This is a genomic window from Thiocapsa sp. UBA6158, from assembly GCF_002423035.1.
Lineage (GTDB): Bacteria > Pseudomonadota > Gammaproteobacteria > Chromatiales > Chromatiaceae > Thiocapsa.
Map to the genome: position 1 here is coordinate 32,246 of NZ_DIUM01000034.1, position 23,949 is coordinate 56,194.

At 65.1% G+C, this 23,949-nt stretch carries 16 protein-coding genes; 13 read left to right on the forward strand and 3 right to left on the reverse strand.

Going from position 1 to position 23,949, the window contains the following annotated elements; translation table 11 throughout:
• Positions 1–134: 134 nt before the first annotated feature.
• From ilvB to B4N44_RS19885, 6 genes are all read left to right on the forward strand, one after another.
• Positions 135–1,880, forward strand: a complete 1,746-nt coding sequence (gene ilvB, locus B4N44_RS05640; RefSeq protein WP_296697783.1) for a biosynthetic-type acetolactate synthase large subunit — start codon at positions 135–137, stop codon at positions 1,878–1,880.
• A 54-nt stretch (positions 1,881–1,934) separates the two neighbouring features.
• Complete coding sequence (locus B4N44_RS05645; RefSeq protein ID WP_296697785.1) at positions 1,935–2,987, forward strand: WD40 repeat domain-containing protein; 1,053 nt, start codon at positions 1,935–1,937, stop codon at positions 2,985–2,987.
• Positions 2,988–3,236: 249 nt separating this feature from the next.
• Positions 3,237–4,199 (forward strand): ABC transporter substrate-binding protein, encoded by a 963-nt coding sequence (locus tag B4N44_RS05650; RefSeq protein ID WP_296697788.1) that lies wholly within the window; start codon positions 3,237–3,239, stop codon positions 4,197–4,199.
• Positions 4,200–4,201: 2 nt separating this feature from the next.
• Positions 4,202–6,256, forward strand: coding sequence for a PAS domain S-box protein (locus B4N44_RS05655; protein WP_296697790.1), 2,055 nt, complete (start codon positions 4,202–4,204; stop codon positions 6,254–6,256).
• Positions 6,253–7,821 carry a DUF3369 domain-containing protein gene (locus tag B4N44_RS05660; protein ID WP_296697793.1) on the forward strand — a complete coding sequence of 523 codons (1,569 nt, stop codon included), beginning with the start codon at positions 6,253–6,255 and terminating at the stop codon, positions 7,819–7,821. Before B4N44_RS05655 ends, B4N44_RS05660 begins: the two co-directional genes overlap by 4 nt.
• Positions 7,822–7,903: 82 nt before the next feature.
• Complete coding sequence (locus B4N44_RS19885) at positions 7,904–8,149, forward strand: aminotransferase class V-fold PLP-dependent enzyme (RefSeq protein ID WP_296697795.1); 246 nt, start codon at positions 7,904–7,906, stop codon at positions 8,147–8,149.
• A gap of 64 nt (positions 8,150–8,213) precedes the next feature.
• Here B4N44_RS19885 and B4N44_RS05670 read toward each other — a convergent pair whose 3' ends face one another.
• On the reverse strand, positions 8,214–8,762 hold the full coding sequence (locus B4N44_RS05670; RefSeq protein WP_296697798.1) for a very short patch repair endonuclease: 549 nt from the start codon (positions 8,760–8,762) through the stop codon (positions 8,214–8,216).
• 38 nt (positions 8,763–8,800) lie between these two features.
• A complete protein-coding gene (locus B4N44_RS05675) occupies positions 8,801–12,082 on the reverse strand; it encodes a bifunctional diguanylate cyclase/phosphodiesterase (protein WP_296697800.1) in 3,282 nt (1,093 codons plus the stop codon).
• A gap of 370 nt (positions 12,083–12,452) precedes the next feature.
• On the opposite strand from B4N44_RS05675, the gene B4N44_RS05680 reads away from it, so the two are divergent.
• The 5 genes from B4N44_RS05680 to B4N44_RS05700 all read left to right on the forward strand — a co-directional run bounded on the left by B4N44_RS05680 (position 12,453) and on the right by B4N44_RS05700 (position 17,516).
• On the forward strand, positions 12,453–14,636 hold the full coding sequence (locus B4N44_RS05680; RefSeq protein ID WP_296697848.1) for a malate synthase G: 2,184 nt from the start codon (positions 12,453–12,455) through the stop codon (positions 14,634–14,636).
• 194 nt (positions 14,637–14,830) lie between these two features.
• Positions 14,831–15,133: a hypothetical protein gene (locus B4N44_RS05685; RefSeq protein ID WP_296697803.1), complete on the forward strand. Its 303-nt coding sequence runs from the start codon at positions 14,831–14,833 to the stop codon at positions 15,131–15,133.
• A gap of 90 nt (positions 15,134–15,223) precedes the next feature.
• Positions 15,224–15,469 carry a hypothetical protein gene (locus B4N44_RS05690; RefSeq protein WP_296697805.1) on the forward strand — a complete coding sequence of 82 codons (246 nt, stop codon included), beginning with the start codon at positions 15,224–15,226 and terminating at the stop codon, positions 15,467–15,469.
• Between the two features lie 11 nt (positions 15,470–15,480).
• Positions 15,481–16,179, forward strand: a complete 699-nt coding sequence (locus B4N44_RS05695; RefSeq protein WP_296697807.1) for a response regulator transcription factor — start codon at positions 15,481–15,483, stop codon at positions 16,177–16,179.
• Positions 16,179–17,516 (forward strand): ATP-binding protein, encoded by a 1,338-nt coding sequence (locus B4N44_RS05700; protein WP_296697811.1) that lies wholly within the window; start codon positions 16,179–16,181, stop codon positions 17,514–17,516. Before B4N44_RS05695 ends, B4N44_RS05700 begins: the two co-directional genes overlap by 1 nt.
• An 80-nt stretch (positions 17,517–17,596) precedes the next feature.
• Here the strand turns inward: B4N44_RS05700 and galE are convergent, their stop codons facing one another.
• Positions 17,597–18,610, reverse strand: coding sequence for a UDP-glucose 4-epimerase GalE (galE, locus tag B4N44_RS05705; protein ID WP_296697816.1), 1,014 nt, complete (start codon positions 18,608–18,610; stop codon positions 17,597–17,599).
• Between the two features lie 648 nt (positions 18,611–19,258).
• Between galE and B4N44_RS05710 the strand changes: the two genes are divergently transcribed.
• Together B4N44_RS05710 and B4N44_RS05715 are read left to right on the forward strand one after the other, a co-directional pair.
• Positions 19,259–22,786 carry a hypothetical protein gene (locus B4N44_RS05710; protein ID WP_296697818.1) on the forward strand — a complete coding sequence of 1,176 codons (3,528 nt, stop codon included), beginning with the start codon at positions 19,259–19,261 and terminating at the stop codon, positions 22,784–22,786.
• 322 nt (positions 22,787–23,108) lie between these two features.
• The gene (locus B4N44_RS05715) at positions 23,109–23,933 is read left to right on the forward strand and encodes an SHOCT domain-containing protein (RefSeq protein ID WP_296697821.1); all 825 of its coding nucleotides are present in this window, start codon (positions 23,109–23,111) and stop codon (positions 23,931–23,933) included.
• Positions 23,934–23,949: the final 16 nt, after the last annotated feature.

Genomic DNA, 23,949 nt, shown 5'->3' on the forward strand with positions numbered 1-23,949 from the left:
CGAGGCGCACGGGGACCGACCAGGCTGGGAGGATAACCGAAAGCCGCGTCCGGTTGGCGATCCATCCTGCTCTCCGCGCCATGTGAGGGTATGATGACCGGCTTCTTAGACGTCGATCCTTGGTCATTCGCCTCATGAGCCATGCCCCCCGATCCGGAGCCGCCATCTTCTTCGATGTCCTGACCGACATCGGTGTCGAGTATCTGTTCGGCCATACGGGCGGGGCCGTGATTCCGTTGCATGTCGAGTTGAATCGGCGGATGCGTCGCCGCGATCCGGCACCCAAGTTTATCCTCTGTCGCCAGGAGGGCGGTGCGGGTCATGCCGCGGAAGGTTATGCCCGCACGAGCGGGCGGGTCGGGGTTGCGATCGCCACCTCCGGACCGGGCGCGACCAATCTGGCCACACCGATCGCGGACGCCTACAAGGACTCGATCCCGACGCTCTTCATCACCGGCCAGGTGCCGAGTGCGGCGATCGGCACCGATGCCTTCCAGGAGGTCGACACGGTCGGCTTAACGCGGCCGATCTCCAAGCACAACTATCTGATCAAAGACGTGCGCGATCTGGAGTGGGTGCTGCGCGAGGCCTATGCGCTGGCGACCCGCGGACGTCCCGGCCCGGTCGTGGTCGACATCTGCAAGGACGTGCAACTGGCCCAAACGAGCCGAGATCCGAGCGGGCAGAACCCGCCCCGGATCCGTCATCGCGAGCCGATCGCCTTCGACACGGTCAAGGCCGACGCCATCCTCGCCGCACTGGCCGCCGCCGAGCGCCCGGTCGTGAAGGCCGGCGGCGGGGTCATCCATGCCAACGCGGCAGCGGCTCTGCGGGCCTTCGCCGAACGCTTCGCCGTGCCGGTCACCACCACCTTCAACGCGCTCGGTGCCCTGCCCTTCGAGCTGCCGCACAATCTCGGCATGCCGGGCATGCACGGCACCATCCCGGCCAACTATGCCCTGCGCGATGCAGACCTGATCCTCTCGCTCGGCGGGCGGTTCGACGACCGGGTCGCCGTGAAAGGTTTTGCCACGGGCAAGCGCATCGCCCATGTCGACATCGACCCCTCGGAGATCGACAAGACCATCGCGACCGATCTGCACCTGGTCGCGGAGCTCGGGGACTTCTTCGAACACGCCTTGAGCACCGGTCAGGCCGCCGACCATCACGACTGGCTGGCCCAAATCGCGCAATGGCGCGAGCAGATGCCCAAGCCCTACGGCCGGTCCGAATACATCAAGCCACAGGCCGTCGTGGAGATCATCTCCGAGCTGACCGCGGGCGACGCGACCCTGGTCACGGGTGTCGGCCAGCATCAGATGTGGTCGGCGCAGTATTATCGCTTCCGCCGGCCGCGCCAGTGGATCAGCTCGGGCGGGCTCGGGACCATGGGCTTCGGTCTGCCCGCGGCCATCGGCGCCTGGTTCGCCGACCCGGTCCACCCGCTCGTCCTGATCGACGGCGACGGCAGTTTTCAAATGAACATCCAGGAGCTCGGCACCCTGGTCGCCAACCGGATCCCGCTCAAGATCTTCGTCCTGAACAACAGCTTTCTCGGGATGGTCCGCCAGTGGGAAGACATGATGGACGAGGGCCATCATTACGAGACCTGTCTCGCCCGCGACGCGAGCTGCGACCCGGACTGCATGGACCTGGACCAGACCTGTCGGCGTCAGATCCCGAACCTGACCGGCCTCAAATATGTCTATCCGCGCCTCAAAACCCAGCGCATCAAGCATCCGAAGGATCTGCGCGAGGGCATTGCTCAAGCGCTGGCCGAGCCCGGCCCGGTCCTGGTCGATGTCTGGGTCGACAAGGCCGAGAACGTCATCCCCATGGTGCGCCCCGGCCATCGCCTCGACCAGATGATCGAATCCTGAGCCGACGTCGCCCCAGCCTTAGAATCCATTCGCATCAGTCAAAAGGAGACCGCGATGCCTACCCCACACTGGCGTTCCGTGCCGCGCACGGCCGCAACCGACACCATCTACGGGCTCGCTCTGAGCCCCGACGGACAGCGCCTGGCCACCGCGAGCTGGGACAGCCTGGTCAAGATCTGGGACCTCGCCGCCGGGCGTGTCGAGCATGCGATGCAGGGTCACGACGGGCGCGTCTACACCGTGCGCTTCCACCCCGCCGGCCACTGGGTCGCCTCGGGCGGTACAGACACCACCGTGCGACTCTGGGACGTCGCCACAGGTGCTGCACTCTGGAGCCAAAGCGGGCACAGCAGCCTGGTCTACAGCGTCGACTTCCAGCCCGGCGGCGAGCTGCTGGCCTCCGGAAGCGAAGACGGCACCATCTGCATCTGGACATCCGCCGACGGCACCCTGGTGCGCACCATCGAGGGACATCCGCAATACGTGCAGGGCGTGGTCTTCTCGATCGACGGCACACGTCTGGTCTCGGGCAGCCGCGACTGCACCATGGCGGTCTGGGATGTCGCCTCCGGGGAGGAGCTGCTGCGCCTCGACGTCATCAACAACGGCATCAACAGCACCCAGTTCAGCCCGGACGGAACCCGGCTCCTGCTGAGCAACGTCGACGGCTCGATCGGTCTGTGGGACCTCGAGAAGGGCGGACTCATCATGGAGATGGAGGAGCACACCTACCCGGCGTGGAGTGCCGTCTTCAGCCCGGACGGCAAGACCATCGCCTCGGGCAGCGCGGACAAGACGATCGTGCTGTGGGACGCCGTCACCGGCGCGGAGATGTCGCGCCTGACCGGACACGAAAAGGACGTCTACTGCGTCGCCTTCAGCCCGGACGGCAAGTGGCTCTACTCCGGCAGCGTCGACAAGCACATCCGGGCCTGGAGCCTGGACAGCAGCGACCCGCGTTGGGAGACGCTCAGCACCGCCTGGCAGACCGCCGAGGCGGAGGACGCGAAGGCCGCGGCCGACACCGCGCAGTCGCTGGCCGAGCAAACGCCGGCGAAGGCACCTGCATCGGGACTCTTCGGACGGCTGTTCGGCGGCAAGCGCTGACAACCGCGGTTTAGAGATCGAGAACGGTCGTGTTAGCCTCGGCCCATCATGGCGACAGCGACCGCATCGTTCCAACGTCGGATGCGCGGATGCCGGTCAATTCGTCGGTGAAAGACGGGCCGACGCGCGTTTCTGATGCGTTGCGATTTCGACACGTCGTTGTCGGTGGCCGCTCTGAATTCAGAGACACTGATCAGTGACACTCATGACCTAAGCCGATCGTCAAATAAATATAAGGAAATTAGCGAGATGAATCGCAATTTTCAAAAGGGCGGCTGGGCTCTCGTGGCATTGCTCTTGCTGCTGGTCGGCTGCGGTCAGCAATCCACCCAGTTACTGGATATCGGTACCAATGTGTGGCCGGGTTATGAGCCGGGCCATATCGCCGCCTCGGAAGGTCTGTTCGGGGAGGCGCCGCTGCGCATGCGCCAGTTCACCTCCGCCACCGAGGTGCTGCGCGCCTTCCGCGCCGACGCGATCGACGTCGCTGCCCTGACGATCGATGAGCTGCTGCAACTGGCGCAGGACGGCATAGACGTGGTGGTGATCCTGGTCACCAATATCTCCGATGGCGCGGATGCCATCCTCGCCCGCCCGGAGCTTGAATCGGTCAGCGCACTGAGTGGCCGGCGCGTCGCGGTCGAGAATACCGCGCTCGGCGCCTATGTGCTGGCCCGCGCCTTGGAGATTGGGGGTGTGGACCCAGCCCGCGTCGAGATCCTGTCCATCACGGTGGACGAGTCGGTCGAGGTCTACACCGCCGGCCGGGCCGACGCGGTCGTCACCTTCGAGCCGTTCCGCGCCAAGTTGCTCGAGACCGGCGCCCGGCAGATCTTCTCGAGCGCCGAGATGCCGAACGAGATCGTCGACGTGCTGGTCACCCGTCGCAGCACACTGGAGACGCACGCCAAGACACTGCGGGCGCTGGTCACGGGCTGGCTGGCGGCGGTCGAGCTGATCCGCACCGAGCCCGAGCGTGCCGGCCTGCTCATGGCCGAGCGCCTGGACCTGGCCCCCGCGGAGGCGCTGGCCGCCTTCGACGGCCTGCGTCTGCCCGACGCCGCCGCCAACCGCGCCATGCTCGACGGCCCGGAGCCCGAGCTAAGTACCGCAGCCCGCCAGATCAGCGCCCTGCTCGCCGACAAGGGACTGCTCGGGAGCGAGGTCGACGTGGACGGCCTGTTCGACGGCCGCCTCATCCCCGAGTCCTGACCGTGCCGGGCTGGGTCAGCATCCGACTGCTCGCGCCCGCGGTGGCGACCCTGCTGGCACTCGGTGCGATCCTGGTCGAGTACCTCTCGCTGTCCTCTCGGCTGACCGCCGCGGAGCAGAAGAGCGCGCTCCAGACCCTGCGCTACAGCGCGCTGCAGACCCAGGGGGCGGTGAACCGCGAGCTGCGGCGGGCCGACGATCTCGTCAGCGTCCAGCAGATCCTCTCGGAGCTCTACTTCCAGCCGCTGGTGGTCGATGCGCTGGTGCTCGACGCCGCGAACAAGGTGCTGGCGGCCAGTAACCGCAGCCTGCGCGGCTTGTCACTGAGTCAGCTCGACCTGGTCAGCCCACGCGATATCGCCCGGATCCGTCAGAGCCACAGCGGGGAGGTCTTGGCCGAGGGCGAGGCGGCCCGTGCACTCGGGATCTTTCCGATCGTTCTGCCCCAGAGGGACGCCGAGCATCTGCACGCCCCGCAGGGCGTCCTGGTGATCGTCTTCGACTACAGCGAGCGCCTGCAGGCGGTGCAGGCCAACATCCGTCAGGCCACCCTGCAGAGCGCGCTGGGGATCGCCGGCACCATCCTGCTGCTCAGCCTCGCCCTGCACTTCGCGATTACGCGCAGGGTCACGCAGATCGTCAACGCCGCCGACCAATATCTGGCCGGCGCCGTGGCCAGCCGCGCACGACTGCGCGGCAGTGACGAGATCGGCGTGATCGGCCAGGCCTTCGACCGCGTCGCAGATGCCGCGGAGGCCGCCAAGGATAGCCTGCGCGAGCTGAACAAGGAGCTGGAATCGCGGGTGGAGCAGCGGACCGCGGAGCTGCGGGCCGAGGTCGAGGAGCGGCGGACCGCCGAGCGGGAGCTGGCCGTGAGTCAGGGCCAGCTCCGCGCCATTCTGGACACCGCCGCCGATGCGGTGATCGCGATCGACGGCGCCGGAATGGTGCACGAATTCAACTCTGCGGCCGAGCGCATCTTCGGTTGGCGCGTGGAGGAGATGATCGGCACCCCGGTCACCCGCCTCATGCCGAGTGACACGGCGGCTGTGCACCAACAGCATGTGCAGCAATTCCAGAAAACCAGTGATCCAAGGGTCATGGGCAAGGAACGCGAGATCCTGGCCCAGCGGCGCGACGGCAGCCTGTTTCCGCTCGAGTTGACGCTGAACGCCAGCCAGATCGACGGCCAGACGCTCTACATCGGGGTCGGCCGCGACATCACTGCGCGCCGGGAGGCCGAGGCCGCCCTTGCAGCGGCACAGGACTCGCTGCTGCAGGCCGAGAGGATGGCTGCACTTGGCCACCTGGTGGCTGGCGTCGCGCATGAGGTGAACACCCCGATCGGCATCGGTGTGACCGCGGCCAGCCATCTGCGCGAGACCGCCGAGGCCTTCGAGGTCAGATACCGCGAGGGCGGCATGCGTCGCAGCGATCTCGAGGACTTCCTGCGCGTCGCCCGCCAATCCACCGGGATCCTGGAGGCCAACCTGTTCCGCGCCTCCGAGCTGATCCGTGGCTTCAAGCAGGTGGCGGTCGATCAGTCCGGCGAGGAGATCCGCGAGCTGGACCTGGCCGAGTATCTGGAGGAGATCCTCACCAGTCTGCGGCCCAATCTGAAGAAACGGCCAATCCGGGTCATCACCGAGATCCCGCCCAAACTTCGAGTGACCATGCAGGCCGGCGCCCTGGCGCAGATCATCACCAACCTGGTGATGAACTCGCTGCTCCATGCGTTCGATCCGGAGACCCCCGGGCAGATCCGCATCGCGGCCGCGCTCAACGGCGACCGGGTCGAGCTCGACTACAGCGACGATGGCAGGGGCATGGACGGGCAAACCCTCCGCCGGATGTTCGACCCCTTCTTCACCACCAAGCGCAACGCCGGCGGCAGCGGCCTCGGCATGCACATCGTCTTCAACCTGGCGACCCAGGCCCTGCAGGGCTCCATCCGCTGCGAGAGTAGCCCCGGCAACGGCGCCCGCTTCTGGCTCGACTTCCCGGCGCGCCCCCTGCAGGGCACGGCGTCGCCAAGCGCCGAGAACATGCAGTCATGAACAACGACAATGACGACCTGAACCTCCTGTTCGCCGAGGAAGACGACCCGCCGGCACCCAAGGCACACACCAGCCCCCCATGGAAGATCATGATCGTGGACGACGAGCCCGCGATGCATGAGGTGACCACCCTGGCGCTCAACGGCATTCGCTTCCATGACCGGGATCTGAGCTTCATCCACTGCTATTCGGGTGCCGATGCCCGCGAGGCCATCCTCCAGCACCCGGATACCGTCATGATGTTGCTCGACGTGGTGATGGAGTCCGATCACGCCGGTTTGGATGTCGCACGTTACGTCCGCGAAGTGGCCCGCAACCAGAGGGTCCGGATCGTGCTGCGCACCGGTCAGCCCGGCCAGGCCCCCGAGCGCCGGGTGATCGTCGACTACGACATCAACGACTACAAGGAAAAGACCGAGCTCACCGCCAGCAAACTCTTCACACTGGTTTATTCCTGTCTGCGCGCCTACCGCGACATCGAGACCATCGAGCGCAGCAAGCAGGGGCTGGTGCGGGTAATCGAGTCCTCGGCCGACATCTTCCAGCTCTCCGCGCTGGACCGCTTCGCCGGCTGTGTGCTCGAGCAGCTCGCCGCCCTGCTCGGCGCGGACCCCGGAGTACTCTACCTCGCGGGCAAGAGCGAGCTCAACGGACTGGCCGCGCAGTTGGATACCGGGGTCTGGCAGGCGATTGCCGGCACCGGTGACTATCGCGCGGTCCAAGGCAAACCGATCGACAACCTGCTCGACGATGACCACCTCGCGCTCTTGAAGCAGGCGCAGGAGACACGGAGGAATGTGTTCGCCGACGGGGTATTTGTCGGCTACTTCGAGGACCGGATCGGTCACCACAACCTGCTGCTCGTCGACGGCGTCGAGCGCATGGATGCCCTTGAGCAGTCCCTGGTGAACATGTTCACCCGCAATGTCTCGATCGCCTTCGAGAACGTGCATCTGCACAAAGACATCGAGGAGACCCAGTCGGAGATCGTCTACATGCTGGGAGAGGCGGTGGAGCGGCGTTCTCGCGAGACCGGCTACCATGTCAAGCGGGTGGCGGAGATCTCACGGCTGCTCGGCCTATCGATCGGCATGAGCGCGGAGGAGGCCGAGGTGCTGCGACTCGCCTCGCCGCTGCATGACCTCGGCAAGATCGCCATCCCGGACGCCATCCTCAACAAGCCTGGCCGGCATACCCCGGAGGAGCAGGTGATCATGCGCACGCATGCCGAGATCGGTTACCAGATGCTGCGCAACTCCAAGCGGCGCATTCTGCAGGCCGCGGCGATCATCGCCCACGAGCACCATGAGCGCTGGGACGGCGCGGGCTATCCCAGGGGGCTGGCCGGCGATGACATTCACATCTATGGTCGCATCACCGCCGTAGCGGACATCTTCGACGCACTCGGCAGCCCCCGTTGCTACAAGGATGCCTGGCCGCTGGAGAAAATCCAGGCACTGTTCACCGAGGAGCGAGGCCGCCACTTCGACCCGACCCTGGTCGATATCCTGTTCGACAAGCTCGACGAGCTCATCGCCATTCGTGAACGCTTGCCGGATCAATAAACTCATCCCATCGCGTGAACCGCCATTCCCTGTGAGGCATAGCGGCCTAAGCACAGGTGCCGCGATTGCCGAGGATCCTGGTGTGCTCCTGCATGTCGATGCCGCCCGGTCGGCAGGAAAGTTTCACATCGATCTTTCACAGATCCCCATCGACCTGCTCTCGTTGTCGGCCCATAAGTTCCATGGACCTAAGGGGTCAGATGTCTGTTTGTTCGAGATCGCCCCCGATTGCGGATGCGACCGCTCATTTTCGGTGGCGGGCAGGAGTTCGGCTTGCTTCGAGCACGCAGGCTTACTCTCCGAACAGGTCGTTGATGATCTCGCCTGACCATCTTGAACTGCCGAAGCATGGCAACTCCGCTCTCGACCACCCCGTTGCTTGGCTCATGCATTCACCCTTCTTGATCCGGATCCTCGTCGAGTTGCCTTGGGCCGATCCGGTAGCGTCGCTTCTCTTCGGCGACCTGCAGTAGCCGGCGCGGATCGAGCGTCCCGACGTCGAAGCCGCCGTCCTCCTGAACGGCAGCTCCCTCGGTCAATGCCGCAAACACGCGAGACGCGACCGCGACCGGATCGCGGTAAAGCTCGCATTCCCACACCACGATGACCTTCCAACCCAAGGCATCGAGCGCGGCGACGGCCTCGGCGTCGCGCGCGACATTGCGTTCGAGCTTCTCCTTCCAGAAAGCCGCGTTGGTCCGCGGCAAGGTCGCCCGTTTGCAATCGGCATGGTGATGCCAGAAGCAGCCGTGCACGAAAACAACGGCGCGATACTTGGGCAGGACCAGATCCGGTCGACCGGGCAAGCCGCCGCCGCCCAGTCGATAGCGAAAGCCGAGCCGATGCAAGGCCGACCGCAGGATCCATTCGGGCTTGGTGTCCTTGCCGACGACCCGGGCCATGAGACGCGAGCGCCGGGCCGGCGAGAGCTTATCCGTCATCGGTCGGGCCGTCCGGTCGTGCGCCGCAGAGCCAAGGATCAGCCCGCATCGGTAAGCAGCAGCGCGGTGACTGAATCGGCATCCAAGGGCCGACTCTTCAGATAACCTTGAAAGAGATCGCAGCCTTGGTCGCGCAGGATGTCGAGCTGGGCTTGGGTCTCGACGCCCTCGGCCAAGACCTTCAATCCGAGCGCGTGTCCCATGGCGATGATGGCATCGACGATGGTCCGCGCATCCTGCTGTTGGTCGATCTCGTCGATGAAGCCCTTATCGATCTTGAGCACGTCCAGACGGAATCCGCGCAGATAGGCGAAGGAGGAATAGCCGGTTCCGAAGTCGTCGACCGCCATGTGGATGCCCTGCGCGCGCAGACGATCGAGGACGCCTGCGGTATCGCCCGCGCCCTCCATCAAGGCGCTCTCGGTGAGCTCGAGCTCGAGCCGATCGGCCGGGAAACCGGTCTGGCGAAGCACGCGCGCGACGGACTCGACGATGTCGCCTTGACGCAATTGATGCGCGGAGAGGTTGACCGCGACGACCAAGGGTGCAATGCCGGCCTGCATCCAGCGAACGCCTTGGCGGCAAGCCTCATGCAGCACCCACTCGCCGAGCGCTCCGATCAAGCCCGTCTCCTCGGCGAGCGGGATAAATTCGCCGGGCGGGATCAACCCGCGCTCGGGATCGCGCCAGCGCAGCAATGCCTCCACGCCGATCACGCGTCCGGTGGCGATCTCGACCTGGGGTTGATAATGCGCGACCAAGTGCCCCTCGGCCAGGGCGTCGCGCAGCCGCCGCTCGGTCTCGACGCGCTGCCTTGCGCTGAGGGTGAGATCCTCGGTATAGAAATCGAATCGACCGCGGCCCCCCGCCTTCGCCCGATAGAGTGCGGCGTCGGCTTGCCGCAGCATTTCCCCGGCATCCTCGTCTTGCCCGGCGTAGACGCTGATGCCGATGCTGGCGCCGATGCGCACCTCGGTGCCATCCGGCAGCCTGGTGGTCTCGCCCAACACCTCGATCAGCCGCTCGGCGACACGGGCGGCGTCCTGCGGATCGACGATAGCTTCGAGCAAGATCGCAAACTCGTCTCCACCGAGGCGGGCCAAGGTATCGGCCGCAACCAGACAACCGCCGAGGCGCCGTGCCGTCTGTCGGAGCAGAACATCGCCTGCGGGATGACCGAAACTGTCGTTGACGTCCTTGAAGCGGTCCAGATCCAGCAGCAGCAGCGCCACGAGCTGACCCTCTCGGGCCGCGACGTCGATCGCGTGATCCAGGCGCGAGACGAGCAGCAGACGATTGGGCAGCTCGGTCAGAGGATCGTGATGGACCAGAAAATCCAGCCGAGACTCGGACTCCTTGATCTGCGACAGATCCGAAAAGGCGCCGACATACTGGATCACCCGCCCCGCATCGTCCCTGACCTCGCTGATGTTGAGCAACACCGGATAGAGCTCGCCGTTCTTGCGCCGGTTCCAGAGTTCGCCCTGCCAATGACCGGTTTCGTCGATGCTGCGCCACATCGCATCGAAGAAGGCGGCGTCGTGGCGGTCGGATCGCAGCAGACTCGGAGTTTGTCCGAGTGCATCCTCCTCGCCATAGCCCGTCAGCTCGACGAACGCCGTGTTGACCTGGAGGATGCGCGTGTCGCGATCCGTCACCACGACACCCTCGCGCGTGTTGTCGAACAGCGCTGCGGCCAGGCGGAGTCGTTCTTCCTGACGCTTGCGCTCGCTGATGTCCTCGACGGTCGCGACGAAGTAGTCGATGGCCCCGCCGTGGTGCCGCACGGCGCGGACATCGATCTTCGTATGGACGATCCGCCCGTCCTTGCGCACGAAGCGCTTCTCCATCGCATAGCCGTCCGACTGCCCGGCCATCACGCGCTCGAACTCGGCCAGATCCGCCTCGAGATCCGGCGGATAGGTCACCTCGACCCAGGTCATCTCGGCCAACTCCTCGCGCGCGTACCCGAAGATCTCGCAGAGCCGATCGTTGAAGCGGCTCCAGCGTTTGGTCTGCGGCGAGGTGATCGCCATGCCCACGAAGGGAAGCTCGAAGAACTTCATCAGCAGCCGATCCTTCTCGGCGGCCTGCGCCGCCAACTCGAGACGATGGGCGCGCTGCTGCAGACGTCTCGACACACCGCCGACGATCCCGACCACCACAAGTGCGAAGAAGGCAATGAGGCTGACCCAAAAGACCAGGACCTTCAGCGGCGCCATCACCTCGGCACGATCGATCTTGGCGACGAGACGCCAATCGGGCCCCGCGATTTGACGGTAGACGGCCAGCACGGGCATGCCGCGATAGTCGACTCCGGGAACCCGTCCGGCGATCGCGGTCTGCTCAAGCGCGTCGGTGGCCGGCAACACCGTCGTCAAAGGTACCCGATGGCCGACCGAGGACCAGTCCTCATGCCGGGGGGCGGTCAGAAACACGGCGTCCTCGCCGACCCTCTCGACCAAGAGAGTCTCGGCACTCGCACTGGAGGTCGGCCCGATGCGAAAGAGCGGGAAGAAAAAGGCGGCGGGATCCGTGTGCAGCACCAGGGTCGCGACCGCCCGGCGTGTCCCGTTTTCGGTGACCGAAATCGGCACCGCCAAGTCCAGATGATAGGCACCGTCCTCGCCGCGATGTGGGCCGTGATACAGGGCATGACCTGCGGCACGGGCCCGGGCGATCAGATCCGCAAGTCCCTCGTGCGGGGCGTAGTCCTCCCCGATGGTCAAGAACCGCTGTCCATCCGAACGGAGGATCAGGATGCCTTCATAGTTGCGGGCAGCCGCCAACGCGGCGAGTCGGCCCGCAATATCGTCTTTGAGCAACGGATCGGATGTGTCCTCGCGAAGCAGGGCGTCGAGACGCCGAGCGAATGCGGTGTCCGATGCGAGCAGCGTCCCGTCGGCATGACGAACGGCCATCCATTGTTCCAGTTGATCCGCCTTGAGTGCGGCGATCGCCTCCAGGTTCTCGTAGGCCTGGTGCTCGAGCTGCGGACCATGGATAACGACGACGCCGAAACTGAGCAGAGGAACCAGACAGACGAGACCGAGGAAGGCCAACAACAGATGGCCATGCTTGACCGGCTCGTCGGCCGCATCGACCCGTCGTTCGGTCCGAAGCTGCAGCAACAGATAGAGCAGGCCGGCCGTTACGACGACGAACAGCCAGCCCTTGAACATGCTCAGCCAGAGCAGGGCCGGGGAGTCGCCCGCGCCGCGCGTCAACAGCCAGTCCGAGACGGCGATCCAGACCAGCGCAAAGCCGAGATAGGCAAGCGTGATACGCAAGGCTGGCGACGACCGAAAGAGGTGCTTCATCGGTTTCCTCGGTAGGCGACCGCCCTGTTGCCGGCGCCCGCGCGCGTTGCGACCTGATTCCCCGGCCCGAACGTCTGCAGCAGATGCCATGAAATAAGCATTGCCGGGACGAATGCTCTCACTTGACAAAACTCATCAGGTTATACTTGCCGTGTCTGTGCAAGCACTCCATCTTAGTGTAGTTAACATCAGGGCTCCAGAAGCGCTCCCGGCACCCGATCCGCGACACACTCCGATCGAGGCCACCCGGTCGCGACTTCAGAGAGACGATCGCAGCGATGGCCGGTGTGGAAGCACGGCCGCTTGCGATCCGCACAATCCCCGACACCACTGAGACGGCCCTCTCGAAACGAGGGATGGAGACCGAATGATGCAGAAGAACAGGATGGAACGCGTGGACGTGGGTGGCCTGAAGGTCGCCAAACCCCTCTACGACTTGGTCGAGGGCGAGGTGCTCGCGGGCACCGGGATCGACCCGAATCAACTCTGGGGCGCCTTCGGGTCGCTGTTGCACGAGCTCGCGCCGCGACACCGCGAGCTGCTCGGTCGACGCGATGCCTTGCAGGCGCGCATCGATGCCTGGCATCTGGAGCATCGCGGCCGGACACTGGATTCGGGCGCCTATCGCGCCTTCCTGTCGGACATCGGCTATCTGGTCCCCGAAGGGCCGGGCTTCGGCGTCACCACGGCAAACGTCGACCCCGAGATCGCCGAGATCGCCGGTCCGCAGCTCGTGGTGCCGGTGAGCAACGCACGCTACGCACTGAACGCCGCGAACGCGCGCTGGGGTAGTCTCTACGATGCGCTCTACGGGACCGATGTGATCCCGGACGCCGACGGAATGGAGCGCGGCAAGACCTACAACCCCAAACGCGGTGCGGAGGTCATCGCCCGCGCTGCCGCCTTCCTCGACGAGGCCGCACCCCTGAACCGCGGCTCGCACGGGGAGTCCTGCGGCTATCGGATCGAGGACGGCAAGCTGGTCGTGTGCCTGCCGGACAACAGCCAGACCATGTTGGAGGAGCCAGGCCAGTTCGTCGGCTACCTGGGCACCCCGGAGAAGCCGGATGCCGTCTTGCTGGTCAACCATGGCCTGCACATCGAGATTCGGATCGATCGCGAGCATCAGGTCGGTCGCGCCAGCCCAGCCGGCGTGGCCGACCTGATCTTGGAATCGGCCATGACCAGCATCCAGGATTGCGAGGACTCGGTCGCCGCGGTGGATACCGAAGACAAGGTCGAGGTCTACCGCAACTGGCTGGGCCTCATGAAGGGCGACCTCACGGCCCGTTTTCAGAAGGGCGGTAAGCTTGTCGATCGCGCCCTGGACGACGACCGGGTCTACCGCACCCCGCTCGGCGGCACCCTCGTGCTCCCGGGTCGCGCGCTCATGCTGGTGCGCAACGTCGGCCATCTCATGACCACGGATGCCGTGCTGGACGCCGACGGCAACGAGATCCCGGAGGGCATGCTCGATGCGCTGGTCACGGTGGCCTGCGCACTGCACGACATCCATCCGACCTACGGGGTCCATCGCAACTCGCGCGCCGGCAGCGTCTACATCGTCAAGCCGAAGATGCACGGACCCGAGGAGGTCCAACTCGCGGTCGACATCTTTGCAGGGGTCGAGGATGCGCTCGGACTCGCCCGCAACACCATCAAGATCGGCATCATGGACGAGGAGCGCCGCACGACCCTGAACCTCAAGGAGTGCATCCGGGTGGCCTCCGAGCGGGTCATCTTCATCAACACCGGCTTCCTGGACCGTACGGGCGACGAGATCCACACCGACATGGAGGCCGGCGCGGTGCTGCGCAAAGGCGACATGAAAACCGCGCCCTGGCTGCTCGCCTACGAGAACTGGAACGTCGATGTCGGTCTCGCCTGCGGTCTGCGCGGCCACGCCCAGATCGGCAAGGGCATGTGGACCATGCCCGACGAGATGCGCGCCATGGTCGCGACCAAGGCGGGTCATCCCAAGGCCGGCGCCAACTGCGCCTGGGTCCCCTCCCCGACCGCCGCGACCCTGCATGCCATGCACTACCACCAGGTCGACGTGGCCGCCGTCCAAGCCGAGCTGGCCGCCGGCGGACCGCGGGCCAGCCTGGACACCATCCTGCAAATCCCGCTCGACCCGAGCTGCGCCTGGAGTGCGGAGGAGATTCAGCAGGAGCTCGACAACAACTGCCAGGGTATCCTGGGCTACGTGGTGCGCTGGGTCGATCAGGGTGTGGGCTGCTCGAAGGTGCCGGATATCGCCAACGTCGGCCTGATGGAGGATCGCGCAACCCTGCGGATCTCGAGCCAGCATGTCGCCAACTGGCTGCATCACGGGATCGTATCGCGCGCGCAGGTCATGGAGACGCTCAAGCGGATGGCCGCCGTGGTCGACGCCCAAAACGCGGACGATCCCGTTTATCGCCCGATGGCACCCGGGTTCGACGGCATCGCCTTCGAAGCCGCCTCGGACCTGATCTTCAAGGGTCGCGAGGCTCCGAACGGCTACACCGAGCCGACCCTGCACGCGATGCGCAGGCGGCTTAAAGGCCATTGAACCGCGTCCCGGGGCGACATGCGCTGGCTCCCCGGGGTTGCGGTCGCGCCCGTCTGCTGAGTCTGCAGCGGGCGCGGTTTAAGTGAGCAGAGGTATCGACAGCACTGCGGTTCAGGTGCGGTTCAGCGTGGAGGCTCTATGATTGGGGTGATGACGGGGTATCGGTTTCCCCGTCGTTTCGCTGGAGACGATCCATGAATATCAGCCGGACGCTGTTGATCCTATCCGCTGTCGGTCTCGCGACACTCGTCATCGCACCGACGATCTCGACCGCGCGGGAGCCTCCCGTCCGGGAAGGGCGCGACGGTCGGGAATGGCGCTGTGATCGCGATCGGCCTTGTCAGACCTACCCACGCCGTTATCGCCCCGAGCGCGGCACCACGACGATCACGGCACCGGAATACGGCGGCCATGCCATTCGCGGTTATGTCCCTCCACGCTCGGTCATCCTGAGTCCTTCGCAGCCCGGCTACAGGAACGATCGCAACCCGAGATAGTGCGCTGCTGCGCGCGGATGCCTTCGGCCCGACAGGCCGTCTGTGCTAGATTCACTCGCACCTGGAACGGATCCCGGAGCCACCAACACCATGCGCTCGACCAGACTCGCCCTCGCCGTCTTGCTTCTCGTTGCCGTCACCGCGACGACCGGGGCGGCTTGGGGCCGCGATAAGTCGGGCCAAGGACAAATGAGCCCTTCGCAAGCGGAACAAGAGGCGCGGCGCCAGACCGGCGGCGGGCGTGTGCTCTCCGTGAAGGCGGCCGACGGCGGTTATCAAGTCAAGGTTCTGACACCGTCGGGCGAGGTCAAATACGTCTTCGTCTCGGGTCGCTGAAGGGTGAACCTATGCATATCCTGGTGATCGAGGACGAGACCGAGCTGCGTCGCCAAATCATCGAGCGTCTCGCTCGCGAGGGCGCCGTTGCGCAGGGCACCGGCGAGGGTCACGAAGGTTTGTACCTGGCCACCGAATACCCCTTCGACGCTGCGGTGATCGATCTCGGTCTTCCCGGGATGAGTGGGCTGGAGATCATCCGCAACCTGCGTGCCGGCAACAGCCTCCTGCCGATCCTGATTCTGACCGCGCGCGACCGCTGGCAGGACAAGGTTGAAGGTCTCGAGGCGGGGGCCGACGATTATCTCGCCAAACCCTTTCAGACCGAGGAACTCTTGGCCCGACTGCGCGCCCTGATCCGCCGATCCAACGGAGCGGCGTCGCGGGAGCTGCGCATCGGTCCGTTGCGCATGGATCTGGTCGCCCAGTCGGTCTGGATCCACGAGCGCCCCACCGAGTTGACCGCGTACGAGTACCGGCTGTTGGAGCAACTGGCGAGCGCGCGCGGCGGTGTGCTCTCCAAGCAAGCCTTGGCGGACCGACTCTATCCACACGACGAGGATCGCGACAGCAACGTCATCGAGGTGCTTCTGGGCCGCCTGCGTCGCAAGCTCGACCCGGACGGCTCGCTCGCGCCGATCGAGACCTTGCGCGGTCGCGGCTATCGCCTGACGCTCGCAAGCGAGGACACGCACCCGGGTTCCGCCTGATGTCGCTGCGTGCACGCGTCGTCGCCTCCGCCGCCGCGGTGCTCGCGCTCTTCATCCTGCTCACCAGCCTTGCCCTGGAACGCGCCTTCCGCGACACGGCCGAATCATCGCGCGAAGAGCGTCTGCTCGCCCAGATCTTTCTGCTCATGGCGGCAGCGGAGGCGGAGAACGAGGGCTTGGTCTTTCCCGAAGCGCTCGCCGAGGCTCGCTTCAGCCTGCCTGGATCGGGCCTGTACGCCCGCGTTTTCGACGGCGCCGACCGTCTGATTTGGGAATCCGACTCCGCGATCGGCACCCCCGAGCCCGGCCCCATGGCGCTCGTGCCCGGCGAGCGACGCCTCGAATTTCGAACCGACGGCAACGGACAGGACTATCTGGTGGAAGGCTTCGGCGTGTCTTGGGCGACGGGGGCGGTGCCGCGCCACTATGTCTTCCTGGTGGCGGAAGACACGGTCGCCTTCGACGAAGAGGTCGGACGCTTTCGCGCAAGCCTCGCCGTCTGGCTCGGTGCAATGGCCCTGCTCATGTTGACGGCGCTGGTCTTGATCCTCGCTTGGGGATTGGCCCCTTTGAGACGGGTCAGCGCCGAGGTCGTCGCCATCGAGTCCGGCCAACAAGACAAGATCCTCGGCCGCTATCCGACCGAGATCAGCACCCTGACCGACAATCTGAACGGACTGCTGGCCCATGCGCAGGCACGCCAGATGCGGCTCGACAACGCGCTCGGCGACCTCGCGCACAGCCTCAAGACGCCGCTCGCGGTAATGCGGGGCGCGCTCGGCGATGCCGGCTCCGGACAGGACATGCGCGCGCTCATGGAGGAGCAGCTCGGGCGGATGGACAACATCGTTGCGCACCAATTGCAACGCGCCCGCACGGGCACCGCGCCCGCATCCATACTCGCGCCGCCCGTGCCGATCAGGCGCGTGGCTGAACGTCTCCTCGCCTCGCTCGCAAAGGTCTATCGCGACAAGGGTGTCGAGGTCACGCTTTCGGTCCCGCAAGAGCTGCAAATCAACGGTGTCGAAGGGGATCTGATGGAGATGCTCGGCAACCTGCTCGACAATGCATTCAAATGGTGCCGAAAGGAGGTCCGAATCGGCGCCTATATGTCCAAAGGGCTGCTCATCATCGCCATCGAGGACGACGGACCCGGCATTGCGCCGCAGGATGCCGAACCTCTCCTCGCCCGCGGCGTCCGCGCCGACGAGGCCGTGCCCGGTCACGGTATCGGTCTCGCCATGGCCCGCGAGATCTGCGAGGCCTACGGTGGACGCCTCGGCGTCGAGTCATCGACGCTCGGGGGTGCGAGGATCTGTTTGAATCTCCCGGCCTAAACCGCGTCCGGAGCCGACATGCATCGTTTTGGATTGGATCTGCCTCGGCGAGATCCTTGAACGCCGGAGCTGACATGCCTTCAGTCGCCGAACCCCTGCGGGTTCTCGGAGTGCCACCGCCAACTGTCCCGGACCATCGCGTCGATCCCGAATTGCGCCTCCCAACCGAGCTCCGCCTTGGCGAGCGCCGGATCGGCATAGCAGACGGCGATATCGCCGGGCCGACGCGCGACGATCTCGAAGGGCACCGGGCGAGCGCTCGCGCGCGCAAAGGCATCGACCATGTCGAGCACGCTGTAGCCTTGCCCTGTCCCGAGGTTGTAGGTCACCACGCCCGGAGCCTGTTCGAGCCGACGCAGCGCCGCGAGATGTCCGCGCGCCAGATCGACGACATGGATGTAATCGCGCACGCCGGTGCCGTCCGGGGTCGGATAGTCGTCGCCGAAGACACGCAGCCGCGGCAGCTTGCCGACGGCGACTTGGGCGATATAGGGCATCAGATTGTTCGGAATGCCGTTGGGGTCCTCGCCGATGCGCCCGCTCGGATGCGCGCCGACCGGATTGAAATAGCGCAGCAAAGCGATATTCCAGGCGCCGTCCGAGACGTGAAGGTCGCGCAGGATCTCCTCGATGAAGAGCTTGGAGCGTCCGTAGGGATTGGTCGCCGACAGCGGAAACCCTTCGCGGATCGGCACCGTCGCCGGATCCCCGTAGACCGTGGCAGACGAGCTGAAGACCAGATTCTTCACCGCGGCGGCGGCCATCGCCTGGCAGAGCGTGATGGTGCCGCCGACGTTGTTCTCGTAGTAGGCAAGCGGGATCTCGACCGACTCCCCGACCGCCTTGAGTCCGGCGAAATGGATGACCGCGTCGAAGGCGCCGTCGCGAAAGATCGCATCGAGTGCCGTGCGATCACGCAAATCCGCCTTGATGAAGGTCGGGGTGCGCCCCGTGATTTCGCCGACCCGTCGCAGCGACTCCTCCTTGCTGTTGCAGAGATTGTCCACCACCACGACCTCCATGCCCGCGATCAGCATCTCCACGCAGGTATGGCTGCCGATATACCCTGCACCGCCTGTGACTAGCACGCGCATTGTGATCACTCCGTTGTCTGCTGCCGTTCGTTCGCTGTATCGTTTGTCGCCCCATGAGCTGGCCTCGGGTGCCGCAGTACTCCGCGGCCAGCCGTAACGGAGTCGAGTCTTACGCCCAAGTTTGACCCTCACATGGTTGCCCGTCGAAGGTCAAGCGCCCCGAGCAACCGCCCGAACTCCGCCCGGACGTCTCTTCTGCACCCGGTCGGGACTCCCTGCGCCTCGCAAATCTCGTGCGCCGCCGGCTGAGCCGCACCACGAAGGTGCGAGAGCGATCGATCCTTGTCCCGAATTCAATGCGACAGGCATTCCGGAACGTCGCCGAACGGCGAGCACACCGGGATCGTCGACGTGCAGTCGACCTCTTCCCCCGGCCTGACGGCAGGCCGGCAGGTTCCCTCCAGCTCGACGATCCCGGTGCTTGCGCTCGGCGGCTGTCGGCCTCGGTCAGACTCCAGCGCCGCGGCATCCAGAGTGACTTGTTTGAAATCCGACACACGATGCATGTGAACGCCATCGGACCAGGGGCGCCCCACGTGGCGCCGTTTGTGCTTAACTCTTCTGTAGAGTGACGCCTCGAATGCTTTTCGCAACGACGGGCGCCGTGCCGCCGCGGCAGGCCCCGCCCAACACTGCAGGTCACCGAACATGATCGATCCCATTCGCGAGCTTGGTCTCCACACCGGCACGTCCGCCGATCTTCACGACGGAGCCTATGCGCCGCTGTCGGCCGAAGACCGTCAGAAGCTCCATCTCTACATCAACTTCAAGCTCATCTCCTCGGGTCAACCCTCCTGCGGCACGGCGGCGACGGAGGACTTCATCGAGATCGCCCACGATCTGCTGTTGAGCTATCGCGAGAAAAACCGGCTCCTGTCGACCTACCACTGCCCGGTGGATCGTCGGATCCAGGATTTCCTGGGGCGCTATTTCGAGGATCTGGAGCTGGATCGAATCCCGACCCTGCCCTATCAATCCTTCATCCTGGACCGTCATGGACTCGCCCGCGAGCTCTCCGTCCCCGTCGACAGCAACGTCTTCACCTCGGACATCATCTCGAGCTATCGCGTCGCACAAGGCGTGCTGCACAACCCGGCGAGCGACCGGCGCACCACCGAGGGGTCTTTCCACGTCGCCGAGGGCGGACTGCCCATCCCGGGCGACAAGAAGGCGGTGCCCAAGGCGGTGTTCGCAAAGTTGCTCGAAGCCGCGCTCGATCCGCCCGAGGACCTGCTGACCATTCCCTTTACGGCCAACCACAGCGAACCGGCACGGATGTTCGTCTCGCTGCTGCTGCGCCCCTTGGTCTGCCCGGAGGTGCCCGGATTCCAGCCCGAGAAGAACATGGAGATCCGCTTCTTCGCGCCGGGCAATCTGGTCTCCAACCTGGATTTCGTCGAAAGCATCTTCGGCAACGGCGGCAACCCCTATCTTGCCGACTTCGATGCCGCCTTGGATGTCGATCACTGGACCGGCCATAGCGGCTGCGTGCTGCTCGCACCGCACCTGACGCAGCTGACCAAGCAAGCGCTGGGTCTGCCGCACCGTGACCACGCGACCGAGCGCCAGCGTGCCGAGGGCATGTGCTGGAGCGAACCGGATGAACGCTACAACGACGGCAATGCCTTCAAGATCACCGCGCGCGACGCCTCCGGGGTGATCGTTACCATCTTGGCGGACAACTACTTCGGCTACTGCAAGAAAGAGGTCAAGACCCAGATCAGCTTCGCCGCCAATCTCTTCGGCCTGGCCGAGGAGGAGCACTCGGGCGGCGCGCTCGCGTTCCCGCGCTTCAACCACGGTGAAGAGTTCGGCGTGGATCAGACCACGCGCGAGCCCGGCTATTCCTTTGCCGATGTGGCCGCGCGTTACGGCGCGATCATGGACCTGCAGCCGGAGGGTTACGGGATCGACAAACGCTTCCCGCAGGTCATCTATGTCCCGCAGAGTCTGCGCATGGACCTGCTTGCCCAGGTCATCACCTGGGATTACCAAGGCACGACACGATCCATCCGGCTACAGCCGGACAAGATCTACATCCAGCCCAACGGCTACAAGATCGAGATGCAGAAGCACCCGGGCGCACCCTCCTGGCGACTCATCGGCACCAAGCCGGAAGGAACCTTCTGTCACAAGCCCTGTACCGTCTCGGGCGGCGGCAAATCCGAGATCTCCAAGTCGCTGGAGGACGCCGTGCTCTACGGCCCCATCTTCGTCGACGATCTGACTCAGGATCTGGACCGGGTGCAGGAGATCTTCGATCGTGATTACCGAGATCGCTTCCGTCCCGGTTTCGAGCACGAGGACCACGACGCCGGGCGCAAGCCCTTGTCCCCGGAGCGCAGTCTGGGCTCTCTCATCAAGCTGCTGACCCCCTCGCCCAGCCACACCCGCGAGTACAACACCTGGCTCACGATGATCCCGCCGCGGTTGCTGGCCCTGACCTTCATGATCAAGCGTCTCTACCGTCCGAGCTGGGGCGAGGCTTGGCGCGACCGTTTCTCGGTCGACGAGGTCGACGGTGCGCCCGGCCACGAGCTCAAGGCCTTCGGGCGGCGCATCGTGGCGACCTACCTGCGGGTCGGGTTCGATCCGGACAGCAAGTGGCGGACCTTCAAGCTGCGCCAGGACTTCATCGCCGCCGAGAAGATCCAGATGGAGGACGACATTACCGCCTCGGTCGTGGTCCCGGCGGGTGCGGTCAGCGGTTGCAGAGCCGCGGCTCGCGAGGACGGACACAGCCTCAAGCTGGCCCGAAACTGCGAGTACCGTCTATTCCAGCGCCCGGACGACGCCATCATCCCCGGCTTCGACAAGCAGACCGAGCTTGAGATGGCGCAGAACGGCAACTTCATGGCCAACTACGAGCCGCTTGCGGGACCGACGCTGGACGCGGTCATCGGCGATATTCTGACCCTCTCGACCTTCACCGCACCCATGCGCCAGCGTCTCGAGCAGGCGGCGCATGACGGCCTCGCCGTCGTCTCCTCCGCCCACCCGCGCCTGGTCGACGGCAAGCCGTCGAAGAACCCGCGCTATCTTCAGATCCGCCCGGATCTGGTCAACCCGGTGCGCAAGTACGTCGCCGAGATGGGTGCGCGCCTCCATCGCAAGCTGCCTCTGGACATCCCGGTCTGCCACCCGGTGGACGCGGTCCTGACCGGACGACGCAACAACCCGCCGGAGCCCGGCATCCGGGCGCTCGCGGTCTACAACCCGATCCACTATCAAGAGCTTCCCGAACTCTTCATGGACTTCATCTGCTCGCTCACCGGCAAGTCACCCTCCACGACCGGGGCCGGCAGCGAAGGGGCACTGACCAAAGCGCCCTTCAATGCCGTGCGCCCGACCGTGGATCTCAACAACGCACTGGTGTCCTACATCCTCACCGGCTACGCCGGGTTCTCGAGCTCAGCCGGACACATCGGCCCGGACGTGAAGGTCTCGCACGACGTATCCCTCTTGATTCCGGAGATCTGGGCGCGTCTCACCGAGCAGGAGCGCGATCCGCACTATCTGATCGCCAACGACTATCTGGAGCCACTCGAAGACTTCGAGTACCAAGGCCGTACCGTGCTGGCGAGCCGGCTCGGCTACCGCATCACCGAGCGCTTCGTCGCCCACTTCATGGGCAAGATCTTCGACAACCCGCGCGCGGTCTTCACCTCGGCCATCCTGCGTCCGGAGTCGCAGAGCCTGGAGGTCTTCGTCGACGGCATCGAGAACATCTGCGAGGCACAAGAGCGCGTTGCCCGACGCTATTTCGAGGACGGCAGCATCGAGGACGCCTGTCCGCCGCTCGCGGCCCTGCTCCACATCATGGCGGAGGGCCACTATCGGGGGAGAAAGGTTCACGACCCCGTGATCCGCAACCTCTTTACACGCGAGTCTCTCTTGAGCTCCGATTGGTATCGCGAACGTCTGCAGATCAAGCAGCAGCGCGATCTCCAGCTCGCTCGGAGGATGGTGCTGAATCTGCAGCAGTTCATGGATCTGCGCCACTACGCAGACGAGGCCGACCGTCTGGATGCCGCCGCACGCCTGGAGCGCGCCAAGGCCGATCTTGCAAGGGTGCAGCAGCCCGGCTATCTGGATGCCTTGATCGGCACCATCGGTGCGGATCCGCTCGCGCCGGCGCGGGAGATCATGGTCGAGGCCGAGCGAGAGGCTGCCTAAACCGCGTCCGGCGCGAGACGCTGAGTTTCGAGTGAGTTCGATGTCTGGTGCATCCACGGTCCTTAGCGGAGAGGCGATTTAAAATGATATATTTTTGAATATCTTAAGCCGCACCGTCTTGAGCGGTCGTCAAATCTGCCGGGGCCGATTCCATCTACAAACATCGCGTACCGCGCTCGGCGCGGTTTAGGATGGGCCTGTGTTCGGTCGTCGGGGCCTGAATGCCGCGACGACCATCCGACCGACCGGCGGCCAAACCGACACCCCGGACCGCCTTGTGTTAGCGTTCCGGGCATCAAACAACCACCCCGGAGCCGTCAAAATGCAACAGCTTACACCGCAGGGCCAACAGATCGTCGAGGACATCGCCCTGCGTCACGGCTTCAGCCAGGATGCAGTCATCCACATGCTGGTCGCCGTGCTCAACGGCAACGGCGGCATGGCCCAATTCAGCCACCCGGAATTCGGCGGCTCGGGCCAGTGGATGCAGGGCGGCATGTTGATGCTCGGCGACATGTTCAACGCCTCGCTGAAGGGCCGGGTCGACGCACTCTGCGACGAACTCTCCAACCTGCTCGCCAACCAACCCGGCCTACTTCAGAGCGGGAGCTTCCAATCTCAAAGTCAAGGCGGCGGATCCTTTCAGAACCAAACGAGCGGCGGATTCCGCGGCGAATCCGATCTCTTCGTACCGGACCCTGCCGATCACTGGTGGCCGCAAGAGCTCGGCGCACCGAGTGCGACCGGGAGTCAGAACAACGTCAAGTACGCCTATTTCGCGAATGCGCAGCGCCTGGCCGTCAACACCGGCGGGGATGTCTGGGTCTACGACACGCTTGACCACCGGATCGGTGGATTCGCCCAGCAGCAAGGCATCGGCGGCTCGATCAGCTTCGGCAGCCAATACGGCACTGTCGATCTCGGACGCCTCCCGGTCGTCTCGCGCAACGGTCAACCCCTGGAAGTGCCGCTGCCGCCGGTCTATGCGACGGATCGCTCGACGCAGTCCCGGTCCGCGCCCGCCCCGGGGGCGAGCGAGGGCGACATCTTCGCCGCCATCGAGCGTCTCGGCGATCTCAGAGCCAAGGGCATCCTCACGGACGAGGAGTTCAACGCCAAGAAGGCCGAGCTGCTGGCACGGCTTTAAGCTGAAGGCTGAAGGC

Coding starts and splice junctions, on each gene's coding strand:
- ilvB (WP_296697783.1), top strand. CDS start 135: ATGAGCCATGCCCCCCGATCCGGAGCCGCCATCTTCTTCGATGTCCTG.
- B4N44_RS05645 (WP_296697785.1), top strand. CDS start 1,935: ATGCCTACCCCACACTGGCGTTCCGTGCCGCGCACGGCCGCAACCGAC.
- B4N44_RS05650 (WP_296697788.1), top strand. CDS start 3,237: ATGAATCGCAATTTTCAAAAGGGCGGCTGGGCTCTCGTGGCATTGCTC.
- B4N44_RS05660 (WP_296697793.1), top strand. CDS start 6,253: ATGAACAACGACAATGACGACCTGAACCTCCTGTTCGCCGAGGAAGAC.
- B4N44_RS05670 (WP_296697798.1), bottom strand. CDS start 8,762: ATGACGGATAAGCTCTCGCCGGCCCGGCGCTCGCGTCTCATGGCCCGG.
- B4N44_RS05675 (WP_296697800.1), bottom strand. CDS start 12,082: ATGAAGCACCTCTTTCGGTCGTCGCCAGCCTTGCGTATCACGCTTGCC.
- B4N44_RS05680 (WP_296697848.1), top strand. CDS start 12,453: ATGCAGAAGAACAGGATGGAACGCGTGGACGTGGGTGGCCTGAAGGTC.
- B4N44_RS05685 (WP_296697803.1), top strand. CDS start 14,831: ATGAATATCAGCCGGACGCTGTTGATCCTATCCGCTGTCGGTCTCGCG.
- B4N44_RS05690 (WP_296697805.1), top strand. CDS start 15,224: ATGCGCTCGACCAGACTCGCCCTCGCCGTCTTGCTTCTCGTTGCCGTC.
- B4N44_RS05695 (WP_296697807.1), top strand. CDS start 15,481: ATGCATATCCTGGTGATCGAGGACGAGACCGAGCTGCGTCGCCAAATC.
- B4N44_RS05700 (WP_296697811.1), top strand. CDS start 16,179: ATGTCGCTGCGTGCACGCGTCGTCGCCTCCGCCGCCGCGGTGCTCGCG.
- galE (WP_296697816.1), bottom strand. CDS start 18,610: ATGCGCGTGCTAGTCACAGGCGGTGCAGGGTATATCGGCAGCCATACC.
- B4N44_RS05710 (WP_296697818.1), top strand. CDS start 19,259: ATGATCGATCCCATTCGCGAGCTTGGTCTCCACACCGGCACGTCCGCC.
- B4N44_RS05715 (WP_296697821.1), top strand. CDS start 23,109: ATGCAACAGCTTACACCGCAGGGCCAACAGATCGTCGAGGACATCGCC.